Origin of the sequence: Pseudomonas sp. FYR_2, assembly GCF_043106425.1 — a bacterium.
In the GTDB taxonomy this organism is placed as follows: Bacteria; Pseudomonadota; Gammaproteobacteria; order Pseudomonadales; family Pseudomonadaceae; genus Aquipseudomonas; species Aquipseudomonas monteilii.
Genome location: NZ_JBICMM010000048.1, coordinates 100,933 through 113,099 on the forward strand (window position 1 = coordinate 100,933; position 12,167 = coordinate 113,099).

Here is a 12,167-nt window from a genome sequence, read left to right on the forward strand (position 1 = left end):
TCAGTGGGTCTGGCCCAGGGCCGAACGGGCCTTGAGGTCATCGGAAGGGGCGCCCTTGGGGCGAGTGCGTACAAAGAAGATGGCGATGGCCGCCAGCACCGAGGTCACCGCCAGGCCATACAGCCCGCCCTGGATCGAGCCGGTCTGCTGCTCCAGAAAACCGAAGGTGGTAGGGGCTACGAAGCCGCCGAGGTTGCCGACCGAGTTGATCAGGGCGATCACGGCCGCGGCGATGCGGGCATCCAGATATCCCTGTGGAATCGGCCAGAACAGTGACGACGCCGACTTGAAACCGATGGCGGCGAAGCACACGGCCACGAAGGCAAACACCGGCCCGCCGGTGGTGGACATGAACATGCCGATGGCGGCGACCACCAGCGCCCCGGCCACCCACGCCTGCTGGAACTTCCAGCGCGCAGAGCCGGCCGCGAAGGCGTACATGGCCAGGATCGAGATCAGCCACGGGATCGAGTTGAAGAAGCCGACCTGCAAGTCGCTGAGGTCGCCCATGCGCTTGATGATGCTCGGCAGCCAGAAGGTGGCAGCGTAGATGGTCAGCTGGATGCAGAAGTAGATGAGGCAGAACAGCACAATCTGGCGGTCTTTCAGCAGGCTCCAGGCCGAGGGTTTGACCGCCCCCAACGCTTCGCGCTCTCGCTGCTCGCGGTCGATGGTAGCTACGAGCGCGTCTTGCTCGGCCGGGCTCAACCACTTGGCATCCTGTGGTTTGGAATCCAGCCAGAAGAACACGAAGAAGCACAGCACCACCGAGGCCATGCCTTCGATGAACAGCATCCACTGCCAACCGTGCATGCCCAGGCCCTGAATCTGCATCAGCGCACCGGCCAACGGCCCGGAAATCAGCGAGGCCAGCGCCGAGCCGCTGAGGAAGATGGCAATCGCCTTGCCGCGCTCTGCACCTGGCAGCCAGCGGGTGAAGTAGTAGATCACACCGGGGAAGAAGCCCGCTTCGGCAACACCAAGCAAAAAGCGCAGTACGTAGAACTGGGTTTCGTTCTGCACAAAGGCCATGGCCGTGGCCACCAGCCCCCAGGTGAACATGATGCGCGTCAGCCAAAGCCGCGCCCCCACCTTCTGCAGCAACATGTTCGAAGGCACTTCGAACAAGGCATAGCCAATGAAGAACAGGCCGGCACCAAAACCATAAGCTGCGGCACTGATGCCCAGGTCGCTTTCCAGGTGCGGTCGGATGAAACCGATATTGACGCGGTCGAGGTAGTTGACGATGAACATGATGACGAACAGCGGCAGGACGTGGCGCTTGACCTTGGCCACGGCACTGGCCAACGCGTCGCCTTCAGTCCGCGCAGACGGAGCGAGGGTGTCGTTCACTTGTGAATCTCCCACTAATTGTTTTTGTGCGGGTCTGGGTTGTCTGACATGGCAGTGGGACGAGCATATGCCCGACGAAGTTGTACGACAAGATCAACAAAATCGACAAATACGCAAAATACAAGCTATCAAAATGACAATTTGCTTCGATCTTGCAAAAACTGATTGGCTACGCGTGGGATTGGTAGCAGGAAAAAACGGCAAAAAATATTTTTATGGTTTAACTTGTCGTACAAGTACAGCTAGAAGTGGCTCACACCATGGAACCCGAACACACGCACAAACGCGGCCATAGCCGCGCCCATGACTTGGTCTCCAGCCTGACCCAACAAATTTTGTTGGGCACCTTCAGGCCTGGGGACAAATTGCCCTCGGAGAACACCCTGGTGCGCGAGCATGGCGTCAGCCGCACGGTGGTGCGTGAAGCCTTGTCGAAATTGCAGGCCTCGGGGCTGGTGGAGCCGCGCCACGGTATCGGTACCTTCGTGATGGAGCGCCAGCCACAGGCGGGGCTGCGCATCGGCGCGGAGAGCGCAGCCAATGTGCGCGACCTGTTGGAACTGCGCATTGGCCTGGAAGGCCAGGCCGCTGCTCTGGCCGCACTGCGTCGTGACGAGGGGCACCTGGCTCGCATGCGCCAGGCACTGGATGACTACCAGGACCTGGCGGCGGCCGGTGACAGCTGCATCGAGGCGGATCGGCGCTTCCACCTGCTGATTGCCGAGGCCACCGGTAACCTGTACTTCACCGAGATGCTGCTGCAACTGGGCAACAGCCTGATCCCACGCAACCGCATGGCGCTGGCCGAACGCGGCGGGGCGAAGCTGGCGCGGCAGGCCTACCTGGCGAACCTGGAGCATGAGGCCGTGCTCAATGCCATCCGCCGGCAAGACCCGGATGCAGCGCGGGCGGCGATCTGCCTGCACCTGTCCAACAGCCGTGACCGGTTGCTGCCGGATTAGAGGTTGTGCCCACCCGGCCGTTACATCCGGCCGGATCACCTCACCAGGTCAGGCAAATCTTGCCGAAATGCCGGTTGCTTTCCTGGTAACGGAACGCCTCGACGATCTGCTCCAACTCGAAGTGCTTGTCCACCACTGGCCGCAGCCCGTTGGCATCGATTGCCCGCACCATCGCCTGTTGCTGCGCACGGCTGCCCACCAGCACACCTTGCAGGCGGATTTGCCGCACCAGGGCCTGTACCAGCGGCAACTGCCCCGCCACGCCGGTAAGGATGCCGATCAGCGACACATGCCCGCCAATGCGAGCAGCAATCATCGACTGCTCCAACGTCGCCGGGCCGCCCACTTCAATCACATGATCGACGCCGCGATTACCGGTCAGCTCGCGCACTTTTTCACCCCAGGCCGGGGTGCTCTTGTAATTGATAAGGTGATCGGCCCCCAGGGCCTTGAGGCGCTCCAGCTTGGCATCGCTGGAAGAGGTGGCGATTACCGTGGCGCCGGCCAGCTTGGCGAACTGCAGCGCGAAGATCGACACGCCACCCGTGCCCTGTACCAGCACCGTGTCGCCCGGCTTGAGGTGGTCATCGCTCATCAACGCACGCCAGGCGGTAAGGCCGGCTGTAGTCAGCGTAGCCGCCTCGGCGTGGCTGAAGCCCTTGGGTGCCAGGGTGAACGCGGTAGCGCGGGCAGTGACCTGCTCTCGGGCATAACCATCGATGCCGTCGCCGGGCACTCTGGCAAAGCCTTCGACATTGGCCTGGCCGTCGAGCCAGTCGGGGAAAAAGGTGCTGACCACGTGGTCGCCAACCTGGAACTCGGTGACACCAGCCCCCACCGCGACCACTTCGCCGGCGCCATCGGCCATGGGGATGCGCCGCTCGCTCGGGCCCCACATGCCGCTGACCACAGCGAAGTCGTGGTAGTTGAGGGAGCTGGCGTGCAAGCGCACGGTGATTTCGCCGGCCTGGGGCGCGGCAGCCTCGCGGGTGCCGACCTCGACCTTGTCGTAGCCGCCGCCGGGTTGTACGTAGATGGCTTTGCTGGTCATGGGTGGGTCTCCGTATCAGGGGAAAGAGTGGGGTTCAGCATAGACAGGTCCGGTCCTTTCGCGGGCAAGCCCGCACCACAGTGACGCCGCAGGACCTGAAACTTGCACACTACCTGTGGGAGCGGGCATGCCCGCGAAAGGGCCCGTACAGGCGACACAACGGTCAGCCCAGCATCACCTTCAGTGCCCGGCAATCGGCAGCATGCCAATCCACCAGTTCCGGCCATGGGTTATCCGGCAAATTCACCAGCACAGTCCGCGCCCCAGCCGCGCGCCCGCAGTCCAGGTCGAACCGGTAATCCCCCACCATCACCAGTTCACTCGGCGCCACGCCCCAGGCACTGGCAATCTTCAGCAACCCATCCGGGCTCGGCTTGGGTGAGGCCTCGTCACGTCCCAGAATGTGCTCCACCGGGAAGCAGTCCGCCAGGCCGATGGCCTCCAGCGTCACATGCGCCAGCTCACGTGCATTACGGGTGAGAATACCCAGCCGGCACCCACGCTCGGCCAGCTCACGCACCAGCTCCACCGCGCCGGTAGCCGCTGTGGACGCAAGCGCCAGGTCGCGCTCATGCTCCAGCAGCCAGGCATGCTTGGCTGCCGCTTCGTCTGCCGGCAAGGCCGCCAGGTGGGTGAGGATGTCGTGCTCGGCTGGGATGTCCAACGCCACGCGAATGGCGGCAAAGTCATGCACGGCCACGGTCAGGGTGCCGTCCATGTCGAACACCCAGTTGCGGACCTCGCCCAGGCTCATGCCCAGTCCTTACGGTGGCGAATCAGGCCTTCCTGGCTCGACGATGCCACCAGTTGCCCGGCCTGGTTGAAGATGCTGCCACGGCAGAAACCACGGGAATTACCGGCCCACGGGCTGTCGGTGGCGTACAGCAGCCACTCGTCGGCACGCAGGTTGCCATGGAACCACAGCGAATGGTCGAGGCTGGCGATCTGCATGTCGCGCTGCCACACCGATTTGCCATGCGGTAACAGCGAAGTGGTCAGTAGACCAAAATCCGAGGCGTAAGCCAGCATGTATTTGTGCAGGGCAGGTACGTCGGGCAGGTTGCCGTCGGCGCGGAACCACGCGTACTTCACCGGGTCGCCAGGCTTGGGGTTGAACGGGTCGCGCTCGGTGACCGGGCGAATTTCGATCGGCTTGGCGCACAGCACCTTGTCGCGAATGCGCTCTGGCAACTGGTCGGCCATGGCGCGCGCCAGCTCCACTTCGGTGGGCAGGTTTTCCGGGCCGACTACGTCAGGCATCTGCGCCTGGTGCTCGAAGCCTTCCTCGTCGTACTGGAACGAAGCGCTGCAAGTGAAGATGGTCTGGCCCTTCTGAATCGCCGTCACCCGACGGGTGCTGAAGCTGCCGCCATCTCGCACGCGGTCCACCGAGTACACCACCGGCAGGCTGGCATCGCCCGGGCGCAGGAAGTAGCCGTGCAACGAATGCACATGGCGAGCGTCCTCGACCGTCTGGCTGGCCGCCGACAAGGACTGGCCCAGCACTTGCCCACCGTACAGCTGGCGGAAGCCCAGGTCCTGGCTACGTCCACGGAACAGGTTCTCCTCGATGGCTTCGAGGCTCAACAGGTCGACCAGGTCGTCCAACACATGACTCATTGGGGGTTCTCCTCGCAAGGCAACACGTCTCTACAGCGCTCTTTGATAAGGGCAAATGATACAGGGTTTGTCATTCGCGCCGGGCATGGCCGTGCATTCAGGCACGCAGGGTCTTTTCCCAGTGTGCGCGGTCGATGCGGTACAGCACATGCGGGCGCAGCGGGTGGCCCTCGGGCAGGCGGGGGTGTTCGAAGCTGCCGTTCAGGTCCTGCTGCATGCCAATGGCCTGCATCACCTTCTGCGACGGCAGGTTGCTCTCGCTAGTGAACGACACCACCTCTTCCAGGCGCAATTGGGCGAAAGCACAACGCAGGCAGGTCCACGCCGCCTCGCTGGCGAAACCCAGGCCCCAGTGCCGCCGTGCCAGGCGCCAGCCAATTTCCACAGCCGGCGCAAAATCGGCATCGAAGCCGACATGCAGCAACCCGGTCATGCCGATGAACGCACCGCTGTCCTTGCGCTCCAGCGCCCATAAACCAAAACCGTACTCGTTGAAGTGCCCACGCACGCGGCCAATCAGTGCAGCCGCTTCAAGGCGTGTCAGCGGCGCCGGGAAGTAGCGCATTACCTGGGGGTCGGCACACAGCGCGGCGAACTCGCGCAGGTCGTCGTCATGCCATTGGCGCAGCACCAGCCGTGCGCTTTCCAGTTCAAGAATGGGGGTCATCAGGCCTGCTCCGGTTTTGCCGTGTTGCAGTTTACAGCGTAGGCGCGGGCGCAGGTTTCACCCAGCCACCATCAACCGAATGCAATTTTCACATGCTCTTCACTGCCTCCCAACAGGGCGCTTGGCAGGATGCCGCCATCACTGCCGTGCCTGTCGCGGCCATGCCAAATGGAGCAACGCATGCTATCGAGCAATACCCTGGGGCACCCTGCCATCCACGCCCGGCGCAAGCGACGCCTCTCCCGCAAAGCCCTCGGTGCCGCCCTTGGCCTGTGCATGGTCGTGGCGGCGTTGACCACCTGGCTGGCGACGAGGACGCACATCGTGGACCTTGGCAACGAGCAACAACTGAGTGACAGCGGCCTGCTGCAGGATTGGGCCGATGGCGCAGTGATCGTGATGATCCGCCACGCCGAGCGCTGCGACAGCGCGCCCGGCCCCTGCCTGGACGACCCCACCGGCATCACCGTGGCCGGCAGCCAGGCCGCTGGCCGCGTTGGCCAGGGGCTGCACCAACTAGGCCTGAACAACACCGATATGCTCAGCAGCCCGAAACTGCGCACCCGGCAAACCGCACACTTCATCCTCGGCCAGGCGGTGGCCAGCGAGGACTGGCTGGAAAGTTGCGATAAACAGTTCGCCAGTGAAGCACTGTCACGCAAGCGCCCCGGCCACAACCTCGTGCTGGTGACCCACAACGGCTGCATCGACCACTTCGCCCGCCAGCAGAACGTTACCGGTGGCGAGCGTCAGAGTGGCTACGTCAGTGCCCTGTTCGTGTCGGTCGATGGCAACGGAAAGGCACGCATCCTGGGCCGCCTGAACGAACCCGACTGGCAGCGGGTGCTGGCCAGCGCCGCCAAATAGCTCAAGCCCCTGACGCGGTCCCTGTGGGAGCGGGCATGCCCGCGAACACGGGCGCAGCCCGTGCCAAGCACCGCGGTGCCTGCTTCGCGGGCGCGCCCGCTCCCACAAGCGCCTGCGACACCCCACAACCAAGGGCTCCCACAGCACTCACCCGTCATGGCAAGATCAGCACTGGCCCTGATTGCGACCCCACCCATGCCGCTGCCGCTGATCTACCACGAAGACTACAGCCCGGAGTTCCCCGCCGAACACCGCTTCCCGATGGACAAGTTCCGCCTGCTGCACGACCACCTGGTCGACAGCGGGCTGACCACTGATCAGGCCCTGCTGCGCCCGGACATCTGCCCCAACGAGATCCTCGCCCTGGCCCACGACCGCAGCTACATCGAACGCTACATGAACGGAGAACTGTCCCCCGAGGACCAACGCCGCCTCGGCCTGCCCTGGAGCGAAGCCCTGGCCCGGCGCACCGTACGCGCGGTAGGTGGCTCGCTGCTGACCGCCGAGATGGCGCTGCAGCACGGCATTGCCTGCCACCTCGCTGGCGGCACCCACCACGCCCATTACGACCACCCCGCCGGCTTCTGCATTTTCAACGACCTGGCCGTGATCAGCCGCTACCTGCTGGAGGCTGGCCGGGTACACCGGGTGCTGATCTTCGACTGCGATGTGCACCAAGGCGACGGCACGGCACGCATTCTGCACGACACACCCGAGGCCATCACCGTGTCGCTGCATTGCGAACAAAACTTCCCGGCACGCAAGGCACAAAGCGATTGGGACATCCCCCTGCCACGCGGCATGGGCGACGCGGCCTACCTGGAGGTGGTGGACGACGCCCTCAACTACCTGCTGCCCCTCTACCAACCCGACCTGGTGCTGTATGACGCTGGCGTCGATGTGCACAAGGACGACGCGCTGGGTTACCTGCAACTGACCGACGCTGGCGTTGCTGCCCGTGACGAAGCAGTGCTGCGCCATTGCCTGGGCCGCGATATCCCGGTGGTGGGTGTGATCGGCGGCGGCTACAGCAAAGACCGCGAGGCCTTGGCCAGGCGCCACGGCATTCTTCACCACAGCGCTGCACGGGTCATCGGTTGTTCACAATGACTGTGGAACCGCTTGTGGATAACCTGCGGGAAAGGCGCTGTAGCCCTTTGCCGGCAAGGCCTGCAGAACACTGATTAATTTTTGACCAGTGCTTCCATGGGCAGCGCTGCGCTAGAATGCGCCTCTTTTCCACAGCCTGCTGCCCACCATGCCCGAACTCAACCCCGCCCCTTCTCCCCTCGCTGTCGTCATCGGTGGCGGCCCTGCCGGCCTGATGGCCGCAGAAGCACTGGCCCACGCGGGCCTGGCGGTCGAGGTGTTCGATGCCATGCCGTCCGTGGGCCGCAAGTTCCTGCTGGCGGGTGTTGGCGGCATGAACATCACCCACTCCGAGCCCTACCCGGCCTTCGTTTCACGCTATGCCGGACGTCAGGGCGAAATCGATGCGCTGCTGCGCGACTTCGATGCCGACGCCTTGCGCCAGTGGATTCACGGTTTGGGCATCGAGACCTTCGTCGGCACCTCGGGCCGGGTATTCCCCACCGACATGAAAGCCGCGCCATTGCTGCGCGCCTGGCTCAAGCGCCTGCGCGACGCCGGGGTAGTTATCCACACCCGCCACCGCTGGCTGGGCTGGAACGCCGATGGCGCCTTGCGGATTGCTTATCCACAGGGCGAGCGTGCGGTGAAAGCTGCGGTCGTGGTGCTGGCGCTGGGCGGTGGTAGCTGGGCGCGATTGGGCTCCGACGGCAGCTGGCAACCGCTGCTGGCCGAACGAGCTGTGGATATCTCACCTTTGCAGCCAAGCAACTGCGGTTTTGAAGTTGAGGGCTGGAGCGCACTGCTCAAGGACAAGTTCGCGGGCGCACCGCTGAAGAACATCGCCCTCAGCGTTCCGGGCAGCGCACCGCGCAAGGGCGAGTTCGTCCTCACCGCACAAGGGGTGGAAGGCAGCCTGGTGTATGCCTGGTCGGCGCCGGTGCGCGAAGCCATCAACCGCAGTGGCCGAGGGGTGCTGTTGCTCGACCTGCTACCGGACAAGCCTGTGGACAAGATTGCCCAGGCACTGGTCAAACCACGCGGCTCGCGCTCCATGGCCAAACACTTGCACAGCCAGTTGGGCATTGATGGAGTGAAGGCTGCGCTGCTGCGCGAGCTGACCGATCAGGCGACCTTTGCCGACCCGCAGGCGCTGGCCCGGGCGATCAAGGCATTGCCGATCACGCTGGTGCGTACACGGCCGCTGGATGAAGCGATCAGCAGTGCGGGCGGGGTGCGCTTCGAGGGGCTGGATAAGGGGTTGATGGTCAAGGGCATGCCGGGGGTGTTCTGTGCCGGCGAGATGCTGGACTGGGAGGCGCCGACCGGGGGGTATTTGCTGACGGCGTGCTTTGCCAGCGGGCTGCGTGCAGGGCGGGCAGCGGCGGATTGGGTTACGCGGATTTCCTGAAAGATTGTCGGGGCCGCATAGCGGCCCCAAAAATCTCAAGGCTTACGCTTACGCGGCCCACCATTGAAGCTCGGCACCTTGCGCACTGCCTTCACCGCCGGCTCCGCATTACCCGCTTCAGTGCTGTCCATCCAGCGCCCCAGCCCACGCTTGGCGCTGTTCTCTTTCGGCTTCTTGGGCTTCTTCGGCTTCTTGATCACCTGGCCCGTGGCATCGGTCATCGGCACCCGGTGATCGGGGATGAAGTCCGGTTCTTCATGGCGCGGCAGCGTCTGGCGAGTCAGCACTTCGATGGCCGCCAGCAGTTGCACTTCATCCGCACACACCAGCGAAATCGCCTCGCCCTTGTTGCCGGCTCGCCCGGTACGGCCGATGCGGTGCACGTAGTCCTCGGCCACGATCGGCAGGTCCAGGTTGACCACCAGCGGCAGGTCATCGATATCCAGACCACGGGCCGCCACGTCGGTTGCCACCAGCACCTGAATCTCGCGGGCCTTGAAGCTGTCCAGCGCGCGCTGGCGGGTGGCTTGCGGCCGGTCACCGTGGATACCATCGGCATTCACACCCTCGGCCAGCAAGCGCTCTACCAGCTGGTCAACGCCGTTGCGGGTTTTGGCGAACACCAGCACCTGCTTCCAGCGCTGTTTGCGCAGCAGGTGGCAGAACAGGTCGACCTTGCGTTTTTTATCCACAGGCACCAGCCACTGCTTGACGCTGGCGGCCGTGGCATTGCGCGGGCTCACTTCGATGCTGAGCGGGTCATTCAGCGCCAGCCCCGCCAGCATGCGGATCTGGTCGGAAAAGGTGGCGGAAAACAGCAACGTCTGGCGCTTGCGTGGCAGCGCGGCGTACACCGATTGCAGTTCTTCGGCAAAGCCCAGGTCGAGCATGCGGTCGGCCTCGTCCAGTACCAGGGTTTGTACCTGGTTGAACTTCACCGCGTTCTGCCGGAACAGGTCGAGCAAGCGGCCCGGGGTGGCCACCAGCAGGTCCACGCCACGGCGCAGGCGCATCATCTGCGGGTTGATGCTGACCCCGCCGTACACGGCGTAAGTGCTCAGCGGCAGGTTCTCGGCGTATTCGCGCACGTTGTTATGCACCTGCTCGGCCAACTCGCGGGTGGGCACCAGCACGAGCGCACGGATCGAGTTGCTGGCCACTTTCTCACCCTCCAGGGCCAGGCGCTGCAGCACAGGCAAGGCAAAGCCCGCAGTCTTGCCGGTGCCGGTCTGGGCGGCGGCCATCAGGTCGCGGCCAGCCAGCACGGCAGGGATGGCCTTGGCCTGCACCGGGGTCGGGGTGGTGTAGTCCAGTTGCTGCAGCGTGCGCAGCAGCGGTTCGATCAGGCCGAGTTTGGCGAAATTCATGGCAATACCGTCAGGGGGTTCAGCGAAGGCGGCAAGTTTACCGCATCGCCCCTGCCTACTTGCAGATTTCGCCTTTCAACGGCTGAGGGGGCTGGGGCGCCTTGCGCCACTGTGGCAGGCCGATCAGCACCACCGCACCGATGATCACTGCCATGGCCACGCACTCTTCGGCACCAATCTGTTCACCGGCAAAGACAATGCCCAGCAGCACCGCCACTGCCGGGTTGACGTAGGCATAGCTGGTGGCGGCAGCCGGGCGCACATGCTTGAGCAGGTACATGTAGGCACTGAACGCCAGGATCGAGCCGAAGAACACCAGGTAGGCCAACGCCCCCCAACCGGCTGCGGTCGGCATCTGCGTCATGCGCTCACCCGACACCACGCTGCCCAGCAACAGCACCGCACCGCCCACCAGCATTTCCGCAGCACTGGCCATCTGCCCTTGGGGCAACGGCAAGGTCTTGCTCCACACCGAGCCGAATGCCCACGACGCCGCGGCAAAAATGATCAGTGCCGCACCAATCGGGCTTGCCTGCAAGTTGGAGCCCAGGTTCAGCAGGCCGATACCCACCAGCCCCAGGGCAATGCCTGCCCACTCCAGCTTCGAGTTGCGGTGCCCGAACAGCAGGCCAAACAGCAAGGTGAACAAAGGTACTGTCGCCACCGCCAGTGCCGCCACGCCCGATGCCACGCCGGCATGCTCGGCCACCGTCACGCCGCCGTTGCCACAACTGAGCAGCAGAAAACCGATCGCCCCTGCCGCTCGCCACTGCGGCCAGGTAGGCGCCGGCACACCGCGCCAGCGCAAGAACCCGTACAGCAGGCCACCGGCAATCAGAAAGCGCACCCCGGCCATGAACATCGGTGGCCAGCTCTCCACACCAATTCGAATGAACAGGTAGGTAGACCCCCAGACCAGGTACAAGGCCAGGAAAGCACCAATGAGCAACAACGGGAAACGACGGGCGGCAGGCATGGGAAAACTCGAAATCCGTTTACGGGTGAGTCAGTTTAACGGCCAGCCTGCATGGAGTTACGTTACAGAATGTGTGCAAATGAGCGGCACACTTCTGGTGCGTTCGGCTTGGGGTATGGGGCGCCTCGCCAATCGAGCGCCGCCCGCGCGGCGCATCGCGAGCTGCGCTCGCTCCTACGTTTGTTTCGGGCCAGTTTTCACCGGTATCTGGCGAGGGTTTCGCGGATCTTCGCAGCGGGCACTTTCTGCAAGCGGCACAGGAAGTCGTGTGAAAGTTGCTGGATACCATGGGCCTGACGCAGTTCACCGGCCAGGTGTTGCAACAGGTTGGCCGCCATCTCGGCATCGGCCATGGCCCGGTGCGCGGTACCGGTGTCCGGCAACCCGGCCCAGCGGGTCAGGGTGCCCAGCTTGTGGTTCGGCGCCATTGGCAGCAGGCGCCGCGACAACAGCAGGGAGCAGGCGAACGACTGGCGGCGGCTACGGCCGATGCGGCTCAGTTCGTAGTCCCAGAACTTCTGGTCGAACGCCGCGTTGTGTGCCAGCAACGGGGTATCGCCGACAAACTCGGCCACTTCGTTCATCACCCTGTCCACCGGCGGCGCGCTGCGCAGCATGGCGGTGGTGATGCCAGTCAACCCGGCAACGAAAGCTGGTACCGGTACACCGGCGTTCATCAGGCTCTGGTAGCGCTCGACGATGCGCCCGTCCTCCAGCATCACCACAGCCACTTCAGTGGCGCGGCAGCCTGCGCTGGGGGTGATGCCGGTAGTTTCAAAGTCGATGACAGCAATACGTTCCATT

General features: G+C 64.1%; 12 protein-coding genes. 4 read left to right on the top strand and 8 right to left on the bottom strand.

From position 1 onward, the window contains the following. Nucleotides 1-1,353 (bottom strand): MFS transporter, encoded by a 1,353-nt coding sequence (locus ACF8R4_RS21365; protein ID WP_223623441.1) that lies wholly within the window; start codon nucleotides 1,351-1,353, stop codon nucleotides 1-3. A gap of 260 nt (nucleotides 1,354-1,613) precedes the next feature. Between ACF8R4_RS21365 and ACF8R4_RS21370 the strand changes: the two genes are divergently transcribed. Next, complete coding sequence (locus tag ACF8R4_RS21370) at nucleotides 1,614-2,315, top strand: FadR/GntR family transcriptional regulator (RefSeq protein ID WP_019097491.1); 702 nt, start codon at nucleotides 1,614-1,616, stop codon at nucleotides 2,313-2,315. A 40-nt stretch (nucleotides 2,316-2,355) separates the two neighbouring features. On the opposite strand, the gene ACF8R4_RS21375 is transcribed toward ACF8R4_RS21370, so the two are convergent. The 4 genes from ACF8R4_RS21375 to ACF8R4_RS21390 form a co-directional block, all read right to left on the bottom strand. Next, nucleotides 2,356-3,366: an NAD(P)-dependent alcohol dehydrogenase gene (locus ACF8R4_RS21375; protein ID WP_060498483.1), complete on the bottom strand. Its 1,011-nt coding sequence runs from the start codon at nucleotides 3,364-3,366 to the stop codon at nucleotides 2,356-2,358. Between the two features lie 163 nt (nucleotides 3,367-3,529). After that, complete coding sequence (locus ACF8R4_RS21380) at nucleotides 3,530-4,120, bottom strand: HAD family hydrolase (RefSeq protein WP_156867661.1); 591 nt, start codon at nucleotides 4,118-4,120, stop codon at nucleotides 3,530-3,532. Beyond that, nucleotides 4,117-4,986 (bottom strand): acyl-CoA thioesterase II, encoded by an 870-nt coding sequence (gene tesB, locus ACF8R4_RS21385; protein WP_016712127.1) that lies wholly within the window; start codon nucleotides 4,984-4,986, stop codon nucleotides 4,117-4,119. Before tesB ends, ACF8R4_RS21380 begins: the two co-directional genes overlap by 4 nt. A gap of 97 nt (nucleotides 4,987-5,083) precedes the next feature. Beyond that, the gene (locus ACF8R4_RS21390) at nucleotides 5,084-5,653 is read right to left on the bottom strand and encodes a GNAT family N-acetyltransferase (RefSeq protein WP_019097494.1); all 570 of its coding nucleotides are present in this window, start codon (nucleotides 5,651-5,653) and stop codon (nucleotides 5,084-5,086) included. Nucleotides 5,654-5,833: 180 nt separating this feature from the next. Between ACF8R4_RS21390 and ACF8R4_RS21395 the strand changes: the two genes are divergently transcribed. The 3 genes from ACF8R4_RS21395 (at nucleotide 5,834) to ACF8R4_RS21405 (ending at nucleotide 9,020) form a co-directional block, all read left to right on the top strand. Beyond that, nucleotides 5,834-6,520 (top strand): histidine phosphatase family protein, encoded by a 687-nt coding sequence (locus tag ACF8R4_RS21395; protein ID WP_060498486.1) that lies wholly within the window; start codon nucleotides 5,834-5,836, stop codon nucleotides 6,518-6,520. A gap of 195 nt (nucleotides 6,521-6,715) precedes the next feature. Further along, nucleotides 6,716-7,630 (top strand): histone deacetylase, encoded by a 915-nt coding sequence (locus ACF8R4_RS21400; protein ID WP_060498487.1) that lies wholly within the window; start codon nucleotides 6,716-6,718, stop codon nucleotides 7,628-7,630. A 148-nt stretch (nucleotides 7,631-7,778) separates the two neighbouring features. Then, entirely contained in the window at nucleotides 7,779-9,020 is a 1,242-nt protein-coding gene (locus ACF8R4_RS21405; protein WP_392493412.1) for a TIGR03862 family flavoprotein, read from the top strand. A 35-nt stretch (nucleotides 9,021-9,055) separates the two neighbouring features. On the opposite strand, the gene ACF8R4_RS21410 is transcribed toward ACF8R4_RS21405, so the two are convergent. The 3 genes from ACF8R4_RS21410 to ACF8R4_RS21420 form a co-directional block, all read right to left on the bottom strand. Continuing rightward, nucleotides 9,056-10,387 carry a DEAD/DEAH box helicase gene (locus ACF8R4_RS21410; protein ID WP_060498489.1) on the bottom strand — a complete coding sequence of 444 codons (1,332 nt, stop codon included), beginning with the start codon at nucleotides 10,385-10,387 and terminating at the stop codon, nucleotides 9,056-9,058. Nucleotides 10,388-10,442: 55 nt separating this feature from the next. After that, nucleotides 10,443-11,363, bottom strand: a complete 921-nt coding sequence (gene yedA, locus ACF8R4_RS21415; protein WP_392493413.1) for a drug/metabolite exporter YedA — start codon at nucleotides 11,361-11,363, stop codon at nucleotides 10,443-10,445. A 197-nt stretch (nucleotides 11,364-11,560) separates the two neighbouring features. Beyond that, a complete protein-coding gene (locus ACF8R4_RS21420) occupies nucleotides 11,561-12,166 on the bottom strand; it encodes a PolC-type DNA polymerase III (RefSeq protein ID WP_060498491.1) in 606 nt (201 codons plus the stop codon). Nucleotide 12,167 lies beyond the last annotated feature (1 nt).